Annotated in this window: 17 protein-coding genes and 1 pseudogene; 11 read left to right on the top strand and 7 right to left on the bottom strand. The window is 64.2% G+C overall.

The features are described from left to right. Nucleotides 1-152: pseudogene (locus tag AC1DRP_RS26385) on the top strand (integrase core domain-containing protein); the annotation flags it as partial. A gap of 86 nt (nucleotides 153-238) precedes the next feature. Here AC1DRP_RS26385 and AC1DRP_RS26380 read toward each other — a convergent pair. Next, nucleotides 239-1,228 (bottom strand): quinone oxidoreductase family protein, encoded by a 990-nt coding sequence (locus AC1DRP_RS26380; RefSeq protein WP_441507300.1) that lies wholly within the window; start codon nucleotides 1,226-1,228, stop codon nucleotides 239-241. A 100-nt stretch (nucleotides 1,229-1,328) separates the two neighbouring features. On the opposite strand from AC1DRP_RS26380, the gene AC1DRP_RS26375 reads away from it, so the two are divergent. Beyond that, the gene (locus tag AC1DRP_RS26375) at nucleotides 1,329-1,715 is read left to right on the top strand and encodes a winged helix-turn-helix transcriptional regulator (protein ID WP_441507299.1); all 387 of its coding nucleotides are present in this window, start codon (nucleotides 1,329-1,331) and stop codon (nucleotides 1,713-1,715) included. 66 nt (nucleotides 1,716-1,781) lie between these two features. Here the strand turns inward: AC1DRP_RS26375 and AC1DRP_RS26370 are convergent, their stop codons facing one another. After that, a complete protein-coding gene (locus tag AC1DRP_RS26370; RefSeq protein ID WP_113517994.1) occupies nucleotides 1,782-2,777 on the bottom strand; it encodes a 2-hydroxyacid dehydrogenase in 996 nt (331 codons plus the stop codon). Between the two features lie 191 nt (nucleotides 2,778-2,968). On the opposite strand from AC1DRP_RS26370, the gene AC1DRP_RS26365 reads away from it, so the two are divergent. Beyond that, nucleotides 2,969-3,514: an SH3 domain-containing protein gene (locus AC1DRP_RS26365; protein ID WP_476769995.1), complete on the top strand. Its 546-nt coding sequence runs from the start codon at nucleotides 2,969-2,971 to the stop codon at nucleotides 3,512-3,514. A 12-nt stretch (nucleotides 3,515-3,526) separates the two neighbouring features. Here AC1DRP_RS26365 and AC1DRP_RS26360 read toward each other — a convergent pair whose 3' ends face one another. Beyond that, nucleotides 3,527-4,306: a YbaY family lipoprotein gene (locus tag AC1DRP_RS26360; protein WP_476769994.1), complete on the bottom strand. Its 780-nt coding sequence runs from the start codon at nucleotides 4,304-4,306 to the stop codon at nucleotides 3,527-3,529. Nucleotides 4,307-4,390: 84 nt separating this feature from the next. Beyond that, nucleotides 4,391-4,855, bottom strand: coding sequence for an iron response transcriptional regulator IrrA (gene irrA, locus AC1DRP_RS26355; protein ID WP_069877765.1), 465 nt, complete (start codon nucleotides 4,853-4,855; stop codon nucleotides 4,391-4,393). Between the two features lie 171 nt (nucleotides 4,856-5,026). On the opposite strand from irrA, the gene AC1DRP_RS26350 reads away from it, so the two are divergent. The 7 genes from AC1DRP_RS26350 to AC1DRP_RS26320 all read left to right on the top strand — a co-directional run bounded on the left by AC1DRP_RS26350 (nucleotide 5,027) and on the right by AC1DRP_RS26320 (nucleotide 10,546). Beyond that, nucleotides 5,027-5,662, top strand: a complete 636-nt coding sequence (locus AC1DRP_RS26350) for a LysE family translocator (RefSeq protein ID WP_441507297.1) — start codon at nucleotides 5,027-5,029, stop codon at nucleotides 5,660-5,662. 141 nt (nucleotides 5,663-5,803) lie between these two features. Then, the gene (gene fabA, locus AC1DRP_RS26345; protein ID WP_043231524.1) at nucleotides 5,804-6,316 is read left to right on the top strand and encodes a 3-hydroxyacyl-[acyl-carrier-protein] dehydratase FabA; all 513 of its coding nucleotides are present in this window, start codon (nucleotides 5,804-5,806) and stop codon (nucleotides 6,314-6,316) included. Between the two features lie 118 nt (nucleotides 6,317-6,434). Next, a complete protein-coding gene (gene fabB / locus AC1DRP_RS26340) occupies nucleotides 6,435-7,661 on the top strand; it encodes a beta-ketoacyl-ACP synthase I (RefSeq protein ID WP_441490241.1) in 1,227 nt (408 codons plus the stop codon). 6 nt (nucleotides 7,662-7,667) lie between these two features. Next, nucleotides 7,668-7,940 carry a DUF3303 domain-containing protein gene (locus AC1DRP_RS26335; protein ID WP_069877763.1) on the top strand — a complete coding sequence of 91 codons (273 nt, stop codon included), beginning with the start codon at nucleotides 7,668-7,670 and terminating at the stop codon, nucleotides 7,938-7,940. Between the two features lie 81 nt (nucleotides 7,941-8,021). After that, nucleotides 8,022-8,855, top strand: a complete 834-nt coding sequence (gene fabI, locus AC1DRP_RS26330) for an enoyl-ACP reductase FabI (protein ID WP_069877762.1) — start codon at nucleotides 8,022-8,024, stop codon at nucleotides 8,853-8,855. A gap of 107 nt (nucleotides 8,856-8,962) precedes the next feature. Then, nucleotides 8,963-9,208: a DUF2188 domain-containing protein gene (locus tag AC1DRP_RS26325; RefSeq protein WP_069877761.1), complete on the top strand. Its 246-nt coding sequence runs from the start codon at nucleotides 8,963-8,965 to the stop codon at nucleotides 9,206-9,208. A gap of 252 nt (nucleotides 9,209-9,460) precedes the next feature. Beyond that, nucleotides 9,461-10,546, top strand: a complete 1,086-nt coding sequence (locus AC1DRP_RS26320) for a Rieske 2Fe-2S domain-containing protein (protein WP_476769993.1) — start codon at nucleotides 9,461-9,463, stop codon at nucleotides 10,544-10,546. 195 nt (nucleotides 10,547-10,741) lie between these two features. On the opposite strand, the gene AC1DRP_RS26315 is transcribed toward AC1DRP_RS26320, so the two are convergent. Further along, the gene (locus tag AC1DRP_RS26315) at nucleotides 10,742-11,974 is read right to left on the bottom strand and encodes an argininosuccinate synthase (RefSeq protein ID WP_069877759.1); all 1,233 of its coding nucleotides are present in this window, start codon (nucleotides 11,972-11,974) and stop codon (nucleotides 10,742-10,744) included. 263 nt (nucleotides 11,975-12,237) lie between these two features. Here AC1DRP_RS26315 and AC1DRP_RS26310 point away from each other — a divergent pair, with 263 nt between their 5' ends. Then, entirely contained in the window at nucleotides 12,238-12,846 is a 609-nt protein-coding gene (locus AC1DRP_RS26310) for a 2-hydroxychromene-2-carboxylate isomerase (protein ID WP_441490239.1), read from the top strand. Nucleotides 12,847-12,965: 119 nt separating this feature from the next. On the opposite strand, the gene AC1DRP_RS26305 is transcribed toward AC1DRP_RS26310, so the two are convergent. Both AC1DRP_RS26305 and AC1DRP_RS26300 read right to left on the bottom strand, forming a co-directional pair. Next, complete coding sequence (locus AC1DRP_RS26305; protein WP_441507295.1) at nucleotides 12,966-14,018, bottom strand: M48 family metallopeptidase; 1,053 nt, start codon at nucleotides 14,016-14,018, stop codon at nucleotides 12,966-12,968. Nucleotides 14,019-14,048: 30 nt separating this feature from the next. Next, nucleotides 14,049-14,606 carry a LemA family protein gene (locus AC1DRP_RS26300; protein WP_069882216.1) on the bottom strand — a complete coding sequence of 186 codons (558 nt, stop codon included), beginning with the start codon at nucleotides 14,604-14,606 and terminating at the stop codon, nucleotides 14,049-14,051. Nucleotides 14,607-14,845: the final 239 nt, after the last annotated feature.

Raw genomic sequence — 14,845 nt, 5'->3', positions numbered from 1 at the left:
ATGCCAGACCCTATCCCCACTCAGAGCGCAGAGCCGAAGAGCTGCCGCGCTGGCTCCATCATTACAATTGGCATCGCCCCCACGGCGGAATCCAGGCCAAGACACCCATCAGCAGACTCGCTCGCGACGAGGACAACCTGTTGACGCTCCACAGCGTGATCGACTCTCATAGTTTAGAGCATGCTTTATGCGAAAAACCGTTGCCACTTTTCGCGGCATGCTCTTGGCCTCGCTTCGCTCAGGGCACCAGCACGATCTTGCCGGCCGAACGCCGGCTTTCCAATGCTTCATGCGCCGCGGCCGCCTGCTCCAGGGGAAAGCTGCCGCCGGAAAGCACGGTGAGCTCGCCACGCTCGGCCAGGCCGAATAGCATGGCGAGGTCGGTTTTGACGTTCTCGGCGGTCAGTAGCGGCAGCAGGCTGAAACCGGCAAGCAATTGATTGCTGGAGATGAGCTTCTGCAACTGGGACATGTCCAGTCCAGCATCCCGGGTGTTCAGCGCTCCGAAGAGGACGATCCAGCCAGAGGGAGCGAGCAGCTCCAGACTTGTCACCGCAATCTTTCCGCCCGCTGATTCGTAGATGATGTCGGGCCCCGCGCCGCCGGTCGCGGCCTGGACCTGAACACCCCAATTGGGTTGCGTGTAATCGACGCCCGCATCGGCCCCGAGGTCCCGGGTGAGGGCGAGCTTGTCCTGCGAGCTTGCTGCCGCGATGACACGCTTCGCTCCTGCATGTTTGGCCATCTGCACGAGCAGGCTGCCGACGCCCCCTGCTGCGGCATTGATCAGGACTGTCTTGCCCGCAGGCTGTGCCTGTCGAAAGAGATGGAGGGCTGTCAGGCCCTGCACCATCAGGGCCGCGGCTGTCTCAAACGGAAGGCCCGGGGGGAGCGCAACGACGTGAGCCGCATCGGCTGCGACATATTCAGCGTAGCCGCCTGAGAAGATGCCGGCCGCGAAGAGCGGGACGGCGACCCGATCGCCGCGCTGAAAGCCGGAGGCCCCTTCGCCGAGAGTCTCGATCGTGCCGGCGATCTCGACGCCGGGGATCATGGGCAGAACGGGCGTCGCGCCATAGCGATCCTGCCTCTGTAGCGTCTCGAAGAAGTTGACCCCGGCTGCGCGGACGCGGATCAGCACCTCGCCGGGGCGGGGGAGCGGCTTCGCGACGTCGGTGGGTATGAGCATATCGGGGCCGCCGAAGCGGCTGATCTGGATGGCCTTCATGGGCGCCTCGCGACAGTGAATGATCCTGCCGGGCGTTCTGGGCTATGATGCGGTCCAACGACTACACACCGATTTGTCTCTTACAGACCGGAAGGTAACCATGGCCGAYCCGATGAAGCGCCTGCCGGTACAGCCGGTCGAGCGCGCGCTGAAGGTGATTGCGGGACGCTGGAAGGCGATCATCCTCTACCAGCTCTTCGATCAGCCGAGGCGTCTCACGGAGTTGAAGAAGCAGATGCCGCGGATCAGCCAGAAGGTCCTGATCCAGCAATTGCGCGAGATGGAAGAGCATGGGCTCGTCCATCGCGAGATCCTTCAGCAAGTGCCGCCGCGCGTCGATTATTCCGTGACCGCACTCGGGCACAGCCTGGAGCCGATCATCCGGTCCCTATGCGACTGGGGACGCAAGCACGCGGCCGATCTCGACGATCTCGCCAGCCTGTCGGAATGCCGGCTTCCTCCGGCTGAGCGAGCTGCTGCAGCCTGACCTTGCCTTCAATTGGGTGGACCAAGCGGATCCTGGGGAGCTGTTCTGGCCCGATCGGGCCGTCGCCTACAGCATGCTCGGCAGCACGCGGTCCGGCGGCTTGTGACCATCCATGAAGGTCTTGATGTTGACGATGACCTTCTCACCCATATCGGCCCGGCCTTCATGCGTTGCCGAACCCATATGGGGCAGCACGACGATCTTGTGGCTGCGGGCCAGCTTGAGCAGGCGCGGGTTCACGGCGGGCTCGTGCTCGAACACGTCGAGACCGGCGCCGGAAAGTTCTCCCGCTTCCAGCATGCGCGCAAGCGCCGTCTCGTCGACGATTTCGCCGCGCGCCGTGTTCACAAGGATGGCGTCGGGCTTCATCAGCTTCAGACGGCGGGCCGAGAGCAGGTGATAGGTCGCCGGTGTGTGCGGGCAGTTGATCGAGACGATATCCATCCGCGCCAGCATCTGGTCGAGCGAATCCCAGTAGGTCGCGTCGAGTGCCTCCTCGATGCGCGCATCGACGCGCCGGCGGTTGTGATAATGGATCGAGAGGCCGAAGGCCGCGGCCCGCTTCGCCACCGCCTGGCCGATCCGGCCCATGCCGACAATGCCGAGGCGCTTGCCGGTGATGCGCCGGCCCAGCATCCAGGTCGGCGACCAGCCGCCCCACTCGTCGTCCGAGATGATGCGGGCGCCCTCCGAAATCCGTCGCGCCACGGCCAGGATGAGGGCGATCGTCATGTCGGCCGTGTCGTCGGTCAACACGCCTGGCGTGTTAGTCACGGTGATGCCGCGCTGCACGGCGCTGGCGACATCGATATTGTCGACGCCATTGCCGAAATTGGCGATCAGGCGCAACTGATCGCCAGCCTGGGCGATGATCCCGGCATCGATCCGGTCGGTCACGGTCGGAACCAGCACGTCAGCGGTCTTGACCGCCTCGACCAGCGCAGCCTGGCTCATCGGGGCGTCATCGATATTGAGACGGGCGTCGAACAGCTCGCGCATGCGCGTTTCGACGACGGCCGGCAGCTTGCGTGTGACCACGACCAGCGGCTTCTTCTTCGTCATTGACGGCTCCTCTCCCCGCAGCCCTGCGACAACGCCGCCGTTCCGCCTCAACCCGCCATTAACTAAGGCGTATCAGGAATGAGAACGACGTGTTCACGCGCTGGTTCGTGTCTAGAAGGCGGCGCGTCGGATGACAACATGACCCTTCGCCGGGTACCCGGACCATGGCGGAGCACGAACATGATGCGGAGATGGTGYGGATGAGCGGTCTGATGATGCGGAGCCTGGTTTTGGCGGCGGCAATGCTTGCAAATCTCGGCTCAGGCTCGGCTGTTCTCGCCCAGGACATGACGGCCGGTTCCGTGACCGGGCTGCCGATCCCGCGCTATGTCAGTCTGAAGTCGGACCGGGTCAATCTGCGCGAAGGCCCCTCCAAGGAGCATCGCACGAGCTGGGTGTTCCAGCGTGCGGGTCTGCCCGTCGAGATCACCGCCGAATTCGAGACCTGGCGCCGCGTGCGCGATGCCGACGGCTCGGAGGGCTGGGTGCTTCACAGCCTGCTCTCGGGGCGGCGCACGGCCCTTGTCGCCCCCTGGTCGAAGGTCAAGGACGAGGTCTTCACGCTCCATGCGAACGCCGACGCCGGATCGGCCGTGACCGCCCGTCTGCAGCCGGGCGTGATCGTCAATGTGGTGAACTGCGCGAATTCCTGGTGCCGCGTCGGCGTCGCCAAGATGAACGGCTATATCAAGCAGGAGCGTCTCTGGGGGGTCTACCCGAACGAGAAGGTCGACTGATCCCTTTACGCGCTACATCCTGGCGAGACGCATGATCGGCGAGCCGCCCGCATCCAGCAGGACGAGCTTGTCCTGGCGCTGGTCGATGCGCCAGCCGCGAGCGGCTTCCAGCGCTGCGAAGAACTTGCTTTCCTGATTCATCGCAGCCGGCGTGCAGGCCATGCGCGTGGAGGCGAGCGGGCCGAAGGCGATCTGGGGCCCGCTGATCTTAGCGCTGCCGCTCATGCGGTTGCAGCCGCCCGTGCCACTGACCTTGCCGTCCGCCGCGAGCYCAAGCACCGATTGCAGCCGGTCCATCACGCCGCCGCTGCGAATATCCTCGGCGAGCCAGCGCCCGACCGGCGTGGCTGGTCGCGGCGCTTCAGCCTGGTCGCGGGCGACATGTTCGACCCGGATCGTCGTGTCGTTGCGGCCGCCGTCGAAGACGGTGTGGCGGGTCGTGTTGATGAACAGCAGGCGCTCGCCGTCGGTGATGCGCGCCTGCAGGGCATAGGTCCAGCGCGGCTCGATCAGCGCGCGGTCGAAACGCAGCGTGTAACGGATCGGATTGCGGCGCGCCCGAAGGCGTGTCTCGGCAATCGTCTTGGCGGGCGCGTCGGCCAGCGAGACATCGAGCAGGCGGACCTCGACGATCGCCGTCCGTGGCAGCGCGATGCGCTCGCGGAAGAACACCGTTCCACGCAATGTCATCGGCGAGGCGATCGCGCTTCCGGCGGGAGTGACCAGCGCCAGGGCCACGAGGCCGGTCAGACTGCGGCGGGAGATCAGGGCCTTGCTCGGCTCATTGGTCACGCATGGTCTCCTGGCGACGCAACAATGCCCGCGCAGAGGGCTCGCAGCATAGGCATCCTGTGAGTGAAGGCTGGACGCGTTGCGTCAGCCGGCGATCTTGCGCAAACGCACGACGACATCGACGCGAGCGATTTCGTAACCTGTCGGAGGCTCCGGCAGAGCAGCGACGTCGACCGCCGAGGCTGGAATATCGATCACCGTATTCTCGCCATCGACCACGAAATGATGGTGGTCGCTATTGTCTGTGTCGAAAAAGGTCTTGGCGCCGTCGATTGCGAGCTCGCGCAGCAGGCCGGCCTGGGTAAACTGGTGCAGCGTATTGTAGACGGTCGCAAGCGACACCGGCACGCGCGCCTTCATCGCTTCCTCATAGAGCATCTCGGCGTTGACGTGCCGGTCGCCCTTGGCGAACAGCAGCCAACCGAGCGAAACGCGCTGCCGTGTCGGACGAAGCCCGACGCGGCGCAGCCGCTGGCGTACGTCATGGAACGGACAGCCCTGCCGATCGCTCGATCCGTAGCCCTGGTTCTGGGAGATCAGATCGCTCATGCGCAGGCTCGGTCCTTCTGGTTTGCAGTGATCGGCGTGCCGCGATGATGCGGCGCCTAGTTTAGATGAGATGTAAGGCCTTGCTTTCGCCCTCGCAAGCTTCCGCCAGCCTCCTGACAGGATTCGGGTGCCTCTCCACGCATGATCGCGGCTGATGGTTCGGAGGCTGCCATGTCCGAGACCGTACATCTCTGGCTCTTCTTCAGTCTGGTTTTCGGTATCGTCATCGTGCCGGGCATGGATATGGCTTTCGTGCTGGCGAACGCGCTCGCCGGTGGGCGCCGCTCTGGCCTCTATGCGACGGCGGGAGTGATCGCGGCCGGCATCTGCCATGTCGTGGTGGGTGTCCTGGGCGTGAGTGCGGTGCTTCGGCTCGTGCCGATGGCCTTCGACGTCATGCTGCTGCTGGGCTCGGCCTATATCGCCTGGATCGGCCTTGCATTGCTGCGCGGAGGCGCATCCTTCGCGCCGGTCCTGGAGACGCGGCGTTGCAATAGCTGGACAGCGTTCCGGCAGGGGGCCTTGACCAATCTGCTGAATCCGAAAGCCTATCTCTTCATGCTGGCCGTCTTCCCGCAGTTCCTGAGGCCGGAGGCGGGCGCGATCTGGTTGCAGGCCGCGATCCTGAGTCTGATCATCGCCGGGACGCAGTTTGCGGTCTACGGCTCGCTCGCACTCGCTGCGGCAGGCAGCCGCACCGTGCTTGCGGGCAACCGCCAGGCAACCATGCTGGTTGGTCGTGCGGTCGGTGCGTTGCTTGTTCTGGTGGCCGCCATGACGGCCTGGCAAGGCTTGCGCAGCCTGTGATCGCCGATCTTTCGGGCGGAAGACCCGGGTTGCGCCCTTTCGTTTCGGCGCAGGCCCGTGTTACGCACGGCTCCGAGAGCACATGACCATCGCCAATGCCGGATAGGGCTTGGCCAAACGGTCGATACGGAGCGGGGCAGTATGGAGCGTCAGTCGTCATTCAGCTACGAGGAGATCCTCAGCTGCGGTCGCGGGGAACTTTTCGGACCTGGTAATGCGCAGTTGCCGCTGCCGCCGATGCTGATGTTCGATCGCATCACCGAGATCGCCGAGAATGGTGGTCCTCATGGCAAGGGCTTCGTGCGCGCCGAATTCGATGTCCGGCCGGATCTTTGGTTCTTCGATTGCCATTTCAAGGGCGATCCGGTGATGCCGGGCTGCCTCGGGCTCGATGCGCTCTGGCAGCTCACCGGCTTCTTCCTCGGCTGGCTCGGGCTGCCGGGCCGGGGCAGGGCACTTGGCGTCGGCGAGGTGAAATTCGCGGACCAGGTCCTGCCCAGCGTCAAGCAGGTCGTCTACGGCGTCGAATTCAAGCGGGTCTTCAAGTCCAAGCTTGTGCTCGGCATCGCCGACGGCTGGCTGGAGGCGGATGGCAAGCGAATCTATACGGTCTCAGATATGCGCGTTGGCTTGTTCAAGCCTGAAGGCGCCTGAGTAAAACCGCGCACCGGCCTTGCGCTCGCCGTCTGAGCGGTCCATCTGCGCGTGATTGAGAAGATAGACCGGACCTCCGCGAGGTCCGGTCCGTGACGAGAAAGCCGGAGAAACGAGCATGAGACGCGTTGTGGTCACAGGGATGGGCATTGTCTCGTCCATCGGCAACAATACGCAGGAAGTGCTGTCCTCGCTGCACGAGGCCAAATCCGGCATCGCCTTCATGCCAGAATTTGCGGAACATGGTTTCCGCAGCCGCGTCGGCGGCGCTCCGACACTCGACGCCGCCAGCGTGGTCGACCGTCGCGCCATGCGCTTCCATGGCGGCGGTTCCGCCTGGAACCATGTTGCCATGGAGCAGGCGATTGCGGATGCCGGCCTCGAGGCCGGCGAGATCAGCCATGAGCGGACCGGCATCGTCATGGGCTCGGGCGGTCCCTCGACCCGCGCCCTGATCGACGCCTATGACAAGGCCCGCGAAAGCGGATCGTCGAAGAAGGTCGGCCCGTTTGCGGTGCCCAAGGGCATGTCCTCGACCGCGTCGGCTACGCTTGCGACCTGGTTCAAGATCAAGGGCGTGAACTACTCGATCTCCTCGGCCTGCGCGACGTCGAACCACTGCATCGGCAATGCCTATGAGCTGATCCAGTGGGGCAAGCAGGATGTGATCTTCGCTGGTGGCTGCGAGGAACTGGACTGGACGCTCTCCGTCCTGTTCGACGCTATGGGCGCCATGTCGACCAATTTCAACGAGACGCCGTCACGGGCGTCGCGCGCCTATGACGTCAGGCGCGACGGCTTCGTCATCGCCGGCGGGGCCGGCGTGGTGGTGCTTGAGGAACTGGAACACGCCAAGGCGCGCGGCGCACGCATCTATGGCGAGATCGTCGGCTATGGCGCGACGTCGGACGGTTACGACATGGTGGCCCCCTCCGGTGAGGGCGCGGTGCGCTGCATGAGGATGGCTCTGCAGGGCGTGAAGGCCAAGGTCGACTACATCAACCCTCACGGCACCTCGACCCCGGTCGGCGATGCCAAGGAGATCGAGGCGATCCGCGAGGTCTTCGGCGCCGGCGAGAAGAGCCCGCCGATCTCGGCGACAAAGTCGCTGACCGGCCATTCGCTGGGTGCGACCGGCGTTCAGGAGGCGATCTATTCGCTCCTGATGCTCAACAACGATTTCATTTGCGAAAGCGCCCATATCGAGGAGCTCGATCCCGCCTTTGCCGACATGCCGATCGTGCGCAAGCGCATCGACAATGCCGGCCTTGGTTGCGTGCTCTCGAATTCCTTCGGCTTCGGCGGAACGAATGCGACCATCGTGATGAAGCGGCTGGAGGTCTGAGCCTCCATGCTGTTCATGGTCATCGAGCATTTCGACCAGGCGCGGGTGAAGGACATCTATCGTCGCTTCCACGAGCGTGGCCGCATGATGCCCGATGGCCTGCGCTATGTGGACAGCTGGATCCAGGCAGACCTGGCGCGTTGCTTCCAGGTGATGGAATGCGACGATGTCGCGGTGCTGCAGGAATGGGTGCTGGAATGGAGCGATCTCGCGCGCTTCGAGATCGTGCCGCTGGCATCATCCAAGGCGACGGCCGCAGCCATCGCCAAGCATCTGTAGCAAGAGCCAAGCCTACCCGCCTGATCCAGTCTTACTTCCTGTTGCTTAAGTACCCTTCCAAGACCCGAATAGAGTCATCCCATGCTCCCCTTGATGCATAACAAGCGCGGCCTCGTCATGGGCGTCGCCAACCAGAATTCCATCGCCTGGGGCATTGCGCGGACCCTCCACGCCCATGGCGCCGAGATGGCCTTCACCTATCAGGGCGAAGCGCTCGGCAAGCGCGTGAAGCCGCTGGCGGAGAGCATCGGATCGAAGCTGGTCCTGCCTTGCGATGTCGAGGATATCGCAAGCGTCGATGGCGCCTTCGCTGCGATCGACGAGGCCTGGGGTGGGGATCCCGAGCGCAACACGCTCGATTTCATCGTTCACGCCATCGGCTTCTCCGACAAGAACGAGCTCAAGGGCCTCTATGCCGACACCAGCCGCGAGAATTTCTCGCGCACCATGGTGATCTCCTGCTTCTCCTTCACGGAAGCCGCCAAGCGCGCCGCCGAGCGCATGCCCAGAGGCGGCAGCATGATCACGCTGACCTATGGCGGATCGACGCGGGTGATGCCGAACTACAATGTGATGGGTGTGGCCAAGGCGGCGCTCGAGGCGAGCATGCGCTATCTCGCCGCCGATTTCGGTCCGCGCGGCATCCGCGTCAACGCACTCTCGCCCGGGCCGGTGCGCACGCTTGCCGGCGCCGGCATTTCGGATGCGCGCGCCATGTATTCATGGCAGCGGGCCAATTCGCCCTTGCGCAAGTCGGTGACGCTCGAGGAGATCGGTGGCTCGGCGTTGTACTACCTCTCGGATCTGTCGGGCGGCGTGACCGGCGACGTTCATCATGTCGATGCCGGCTATCACGTCACCTCGATGCCGGTGCTCGAAGGTTTGCGCGCGGCTGATAGCGGTAACGGCGAGTAGCCGAAGCCGATTTGGGTCTTCATCATCGGGCCGGCTCGGACTATCTTCGAGGCGGTGGAACCCGAGGGGCGTCCGGCGGTTCCGCTTGTGATCCTCGGAGGACGGCCATGGTCATGGTGAAGTACGAGATCGTCGAGCACGATGGCGGCTGGGCCTACAAGGTCGGCGGTGCGCTATCCGAGACCTTCCGGTCGCATGACGCCGCGCTCAAGGCGGCCAACAAGGCCGCTGCCCGCCAGAAGCGACCAGGCGTCACCGACGGCATCGTCTATCAGGATGCCCGGGGTGATTGGCACGAGGAGCTCGCGCAGGGCAGCGATCGGCCCCATACCTGGATCGTCGACAAGCCGTGACGAAGCTCGGCCACTTCATCTGCGCGGCCTAGGTCACCTGTGCTTGCATCGGCTTTTCCCGAAAACCGCAATCCACTTTTTGGGCCGATGCTCTAGCTGCGCCGGCGCGAGTGCCCTTGGGAGCATCCGAACCGGCACCCCGAGCGCGACAGTGCGTTTCGAGACCAGCCTGCAATGCACCGGCAATCCCCAGGTCGACCTTGAGCCTGAGCCGCCAGCCTTCGGCGCGGCATAGGATACCCAAGGTCCCGAATGACAGTTTCAGTGATCCCGCCGATCGATGCTGTGGCGCAGGCGGTGCCGGCGGCCAGCGAGTTTCGCGAGCCGCCACGCGAAGCCTGGTACTGCGCCAAGAGCAAGGGACGACTTGCTCCCGGCGCCCGCGAGAGCGTGACGATCCTTGGCGAACAGATCGTGATCGGTCGCAGGCGCAGCGGTGAAGTCTTCGCTTTGCGTGATCGTTGCCCGCATCGGGGCGCGCCGCTATCGCAAGGACAATTCGACGGGGTGGCTCTCACATGTCCCTTCCATGGCTGGCGCTTCGGCACGGACGGACAGTGCCTGGCAATGSCGACCCTGGTTCATGATGATGCGACGGATCCCGGACAGGTCAGGGTCCAGGGCTTTCCGGTGCGAGAGGCGGACGGCATCATCTGGGTCTATCTGGGCTCGCAGCCGGCCGAGGCCCCGCCGGTTCCCGAGCTGATGCTGCAGCGCGTACCGCGGTGCCGCGTGTCCGTTTCCGTGCTGGTCGAGGCCTCCTACGATCTATGCGTGCTCAGCCTGATCGATCCTGGCCATGTCGGCTACGTCCATAATTCCTGGTGGTGGCGGCCAACCGCGACGGCGCGGGAGAAGACCAAGGACTTCGCCCCTCTGCCATTTGGCTTCCGGATGACGGCCCATAGGGCAGCGGCGAACTCCAGGGGCTATCGGTTGCTCGGCCGGCCGCAGACCGAAGTGGATTTCCTGTTGCCGGGACAACGGATCGAGCGGATCACCGTGGGCAACCGTACCATCGTGAACGCGACCTTCGCGACGCCGATCGATGCGAAGCGGACGCTGCTGACGAATGTGCTGCTCTCCGACCTGCCGCAACTGGTGCCGCTGGCCCTGCCGATCCGCTGGGCCGCCCGGGCCTTTCTGCGTCAGGACCAGGATATCCTGGAACTTGCCCAGCAGGGTCTCGAGCGCAAGCCGACAATGCTGCTGATGGGTCAGGCCGACCGGCTGGCGCAATGGTATTTCCGGCTGAAGCGTGACTATGCCGCGGCCCGGCGCACGGGCGTGGCATTTCAGAACACGCTGGCACCCGAGCGTTTGCGCTGGCGCACCTGACGCTGTTGCAAGCCTCGTTGATCAGGGCCGGGACGCTCGGCCCGGCCGCTGACTGATCAAGACTATCGGCGCCTCGCTCTGATCGGGCTCAGCCAGCCTGATCGGTTTCGCGCGCGACCGAGCCGTTCTCTTTCATCGCGCGGTCCGGTCCGCGCTGCAGCGGTGAACGCCGCAGCGCGTGAGGGACAAGCCCGATCAGAGACCGAGCTTCTTCTTGCGCTGGCCGAGTGTCCGCAGGCGCAGCGCGTTCAGGCGGATGAAGCCCGCCGCGTCGCGGTGATCATAGGCGACTGCGCCCTCCTCGAAGGTCACCAGATCCTGGTCGTAGAGCGAATAGGGGCTGGAGCGGCCGACAACGTGGACGCCGCCCTTGTACAGCTTCAGGCGAACCTGGCCGGCGACGAATTCCTGGCTCTTGTCGATCAGCGCCTGCAGCATCTCGCGCTCAGGCGAGAACCAGAAGCCATTATAGATCAGCTCCGCATATTTCGGCATGATCTCGTCCTTGAGATGGGCCGCGCCCCGGTCGAGCGTGATCGACTCGATCGCCCGGTGCGCCGCGTGCAGGATCGTGCCGCCGGGCGTCTCATACATGCCGCGCGACTTCATGCCGACGAAGCGGTTCTCGACGAGATCGAGGCGGCCGATGCCGTTGTCGCGGCCGAGATCGTTCAATTTCGCCAGGAGCGTGGCGGGTGAAAGCGAGACGCCGTCGATGGCGACCGCATCACCCTTGGCGAAGTCGATGGTGATATAGGTCGGCTTGTCCGGCGCATCCTCGGGCGAGATCGTGCGCGAGTAGACGTAATCCGGCACTTCCTGCGCCGGGTCCTCCAGCACCTTTCCTTCCGAGGAGGCGTGCAGCAGGTTGGCGTCGACCGAGAAGGGCGCTTCGCCGCGCTTGTCCTTGGCGATCGGGATCTGGTGCTGTTCGGCGAAGGCGATGAGCTGCTCGCGCGAACGCAGGTCCCATTCGCGCCAGGGCGCGATCACCACGACATCGGGCTTCAGCGCATAGGCGGTGAGTTCGAAGCGGACCTGGTCGTTGCCCTTGCCGGTTGCGCCATGAGAGATGGCGTCCGCGCCGACCCTCTCGGCGATCTCGATCAGCTTCTTGCCGATCAGCGGGCGAGCGATCGAGGTGCCGAGCAGGTAGACGCCTTCATAGGCGGCATTGGCCCGGAACATCGGGAAGACGTAGTCGCGGACGAATTCCTCGCGCAGGTCCTCGATATGGATGTTCTCGGGCTTGATGCCGAGCAGCAGCGCCTTCTGGCGAGCGGGCTCCAGCTCCTCGCCCTGGCCGAGATCGGCGGTGAAGGTCACCACCTCGCATTCATAGGTGGTTTGCAGCCATTTCAGGATGATCGAGGTGTCAAGGCCGCCGGAATAGGCGAGCACGACCTTCTTCACGCGCTTGTCGGACATCGATGATCTTCCTGCTCTGACGGCATGTTTCCATGCCGGGGACGCTTCGACTGTGGATGGCCCTGTTTTCGGCTCAATGGCGCACTATCGCAGCCCTCGGGACGACGCAATCGGAACCTTCTGATCGATCAAACGTCATCCCGTGATGGGTCGGTATCAACGATGCCGATTGTGCAACACGCGTCCTGCGTGCTTGCAGTCGCGCCGCGACAGGTCGAAGCTTCCCGAGCGCGACTCAAACCGATGACCGACCTGGAGGCTGAATGCCGAATCGTCCCGTCCTCGACTTCTGGTACGAGTTCGCGTCACCCTATTCCTTTCTGAGTGCCTTGCGGGCTGAAGCCGTGGCAGACGAAGCGGGAGTGGCGCTGCGTTGGCGGCCCTTCCTGCTTGGACCGATCTTTGCCGGCCAGGGCTGGACGACGTCACCTTTCAACCTGTTCCCGAACAAGGGCCGCTATATGTGGCGCGATCTCGAGCGCCAGACCGCCCGTGCCGGCATCAAGCTTGTCCGGCCCAACCCGTTTCCGCAGAATTCCCTCGTCGCGGCGCGCGTCGCGCTCGCAGGGCGCGAGGCGGGCTGGATGCCCGCCTTCTCGAAGGCGCTGTTCAGGGCTGCGTTCTGCGAGGGACGAAACATTGCCGAGGAAGCCGTACTGGTCGCGGCGCTGAAGGAGGCTGGCGCGGATCCCGGCTCCGCGTTCTCGGCCTCGCGAAGCGAGGAGGTCAAGGGCAGGCTGAAGGCCGAGACCGAACTCGCGAAATCGCTCGGGATCTTCGGCGCTCCGGCCTTCGTCACTGGCGATGGCGAATTGTTCTGGGGAGATGATCGGCTGGGGGAGGCCCTCCGCTGGGCCCGGGATGGGTGTTAGATCATGGGGCCGGATCCTGTATCCGGTCCGGTGAACCAACCTTCTGTGTGTGCACCGGCTTTCCAAAGGACTGCAATCCACTTGTCGGACCGATGCCTTGAGCACGAGGCTGCCGCGGGTCAGTCCTGCGGCCTGGCGCCCCACGGACCGCGCGCCGTCCCGACCATGGTCGGCAGATCCTGACGCTCTGACATCCTGGGCGGATGCGGCGGCATCGCCGGCATCCGGCCGCCTGCCGTCTCGACGAGTGCCTGCACGCGTTTGGTGATCGAGGGATGTGTCGAGAACAGGTCGGCGAAATCGTCGGGATCGTTCTCGAAGCACATGTCCATGACGCCCGACGGCACTCCGTCGATATCGGCGCGCCCGGCGATCTTGAGCAGCGCGGAGATCATCGCGTCCGGATTCTTGGTCAGTTCGACCGCCCCGGCATCGGCCAGATACTCGCGCGAACGCGACAGAGACAGGCGGATCACCACGGCGAGCAGCCAGGAGATTGCGATGATTGCGACGCCGAGCAGGATGGCGACGCCGTTGCCCTTCTTGTCATCGTTGGACGAGACCCGCACGCGCCCCACGCTGCGGAAGATGATCTCGCCGATGAGCGAAATCACGCCTGCGATCACCACGGCGATGATCATCATCCGGACGTCGCCATTGCGGATATGGGTCAGCTCATGCGCAAGAACGGCCTCGATCTCATCATCCGTGAGGGTCTGGATCAGGCCGGTCGTGACCGTGACGGTGAACTGCTTGTCGTTGACGCCGCTGGCGAAGGCATTGAGGGCTTCGCTTTCAACGATCGAGAGCTTGGGCACGGTGAGCCCCCGCGAGATGCAGAGGTTCTCCAGCATCCGGTAGAGCTTGGGGTTCTGTTCCCGCGTCACGCCTTTGGCGCCGGTGACCGCGCCGATCAGCCCGACATTGATCTTGAAGCCGATGAAGACCCAGGCCGTGGCCGCGAGCGTGATGAACGGAAACCAGGACCAGAACAGGTGGATCGTCTCTGAATAGACGCTCTGTCCGCGCGCGACCCCACCATAGCCATAGGCAATCAGGATCAGGCCGTAGCTTGTCAGATAGACCAGCAGGAACAGCCCGGCGATCAGGAAACCCGACCGGATCCGGTTGTTGCGCATATGGGTATAGAGCCCGAAGGCCTGACCCGGCATGGCGCCGCTCCGTTGCCGCTCTCGAGCCGGTCAGAACTTCACAGTGGGGGCGACATCGAGCTGCGCGCGTGCTTGCTCGCCGACATCGAAGAACTCCCGCGGGGTGAAACCCATCTGCGGCGCGAAGAACACGGCCGGAAAAGCCTGGATCGCAGCGTTGAACTCGCCGACGGCGTTATTGAAGAAGCGCCGCGCCGCCGCGAGCTTGTCCTCGACATTGCTGAGTTCGCTCTGGAGCTGCTGGAAATTGGCGCTTGCCTTGAGGTCGGGATAGGCCTCGGAAAGAGCGAGCAGGCGGCCCAGCGCGCCGGATAGCTGCTGTTCCGCGGCTGCCTGCGCTTGCGGGCCTTGGGCCGACAGGGCCGCGTTGCGTGCCTTGACGACCGCGTCGAAGGTCTCGCGCTCATGCGAGGCGTAACCCTTTACGGTCTCGACAAGGTTCGGGATCAGATCGTGGCGCTGCTTCAGCTGGACGTCGATATCGGCGAAGGCCTGGTTGACCCGCTGCCGCATCGCAACGAGCCCGTTATAGGTCATGACAAGATAGATGGCAGCGGCCGCAAGGAGCCCGAGAACGATCCAGCCCATGAATTTCTCCTCAGCGCCGGACAGCGCGGCGCGCAAGGTGGCATGAAGAGCAACTCTGGGGAAGCGGGGCCGGGCGCCGAGTTGTAAGGACCTTCTGTAATGGGCCTTTGATCGTCAAGTCCCTCTGAACGATATCTCGTCGCCAGGATCATGCTTCTGTCCGTGGTCAGTACGAAGACCGCCACACCATGCCATCAGATCCAGAGCCGACAGGTCAATCTAGGGGTGCGTGATTTGCC

It is taken from the genome of Allobosea sp. 01N443, assembly GCF_056399325.1.
Note: the sequence above shows the minus strand (reverse complement) of the source record. Positions and strands in the feature narration are given on the sequence as shown.

Excerpts from the sequence above, each read along its gene's own strand:
- AC1DRP_RS26380 (WP_441507300.1), bottom strand. The coding sequence starts at position 1,228 with ATGAAGGCCATCCAGATCAGCCGCTTCGGCGGCCCCGATATGCTCATA.
- AC1DRP_RS26370 (WP_113517994.1), bottom strand. The coding sequence starts at position 2,777 with ATGACGAAGAAGAAGCCGCTGGTCGTGGTCACACGCAAGCTGCCGGCC.
- irrA (WP_069877765.1), bottom strand. The coding sequence starts at position 4,855 with ATGAGCGATCTGATCTCCCAGAACCAGGGCTACGGATCGAGCGATCGG.
- AC1DRP_RS26350 (WP_441507297.1), top strand. The coding sequence starts at position 5,027 with ATGTCCGAGACCGTACATCTCTGGCTCTTCTTCAGTCTGGTTTTCGGT.
- fabA (WP_043231524.1), top strand. The coding sequence starts at position 5,804 with ATGGAGCGTCAGTCGTCATTCAGCTACGAGGAGATCCTCAGCTGCGGT.
- fabB (WP_441490241.1), top strand. The coding sequence starts at position 6,435 with ATGAGACGCGTTGTGGTCACAGGGATGGGCATTGTCTCGTCCATCGGC.
- AC1DRP_RS26335 (WP_069877763.1), top strand. The coding sequence starts at position 7,668 with ATGCTGTTCATGGTCATCGAGCATTTCGACCAGGCGCGGGTGAAGGAC.
- fabI (WP_069877762.1), top strand. The coding sequence starts at position 8,022 with ATGCTCCCCTTGATGCATAACAAGCGCGGCCTCGTCATGGGCGTCGCC.
- AC1DRP_RS26325 (WP_069877761.1), top strand. The coding sequence starts at position 8,963 with ATGGTCATGGTGAAGTACGAGATCGTCGAGCACGATGGCGGCTGGGCC.
- AC1DRP_RS26315 (WP_069877759.1), bottom strand. The coding sequence starts at position 11,974 with ATGTCCGACAAGCGCGTGAAGAAGGTCGTGCTCGCCTATTCCGGCGGC.
- AC1DRP_RS26310 (WP_441490239.1), top strand. The coding sequence starts at position 12,238 with ATGCCGAATCGTCCCGTCCTCGACTTCTGGTACGAGTTCGCGTCACCC.
- AC1DRP_RS26305 (WP_441507295.1), bottom strand. The coding sequence starts at position 14,018 with ATGCCGGGTCAGGCCTTCGGGCTCTATACCCATATGCGCAACAACCGG.
- AC1DRP_RS26300 (WP_069882216.1), bottom strand. The coding sequence starts at position 14,606 with ATGGGCTGGATCGTTCTCGGGCTCCTTGCGGCCGCTGCCATCTATCTT.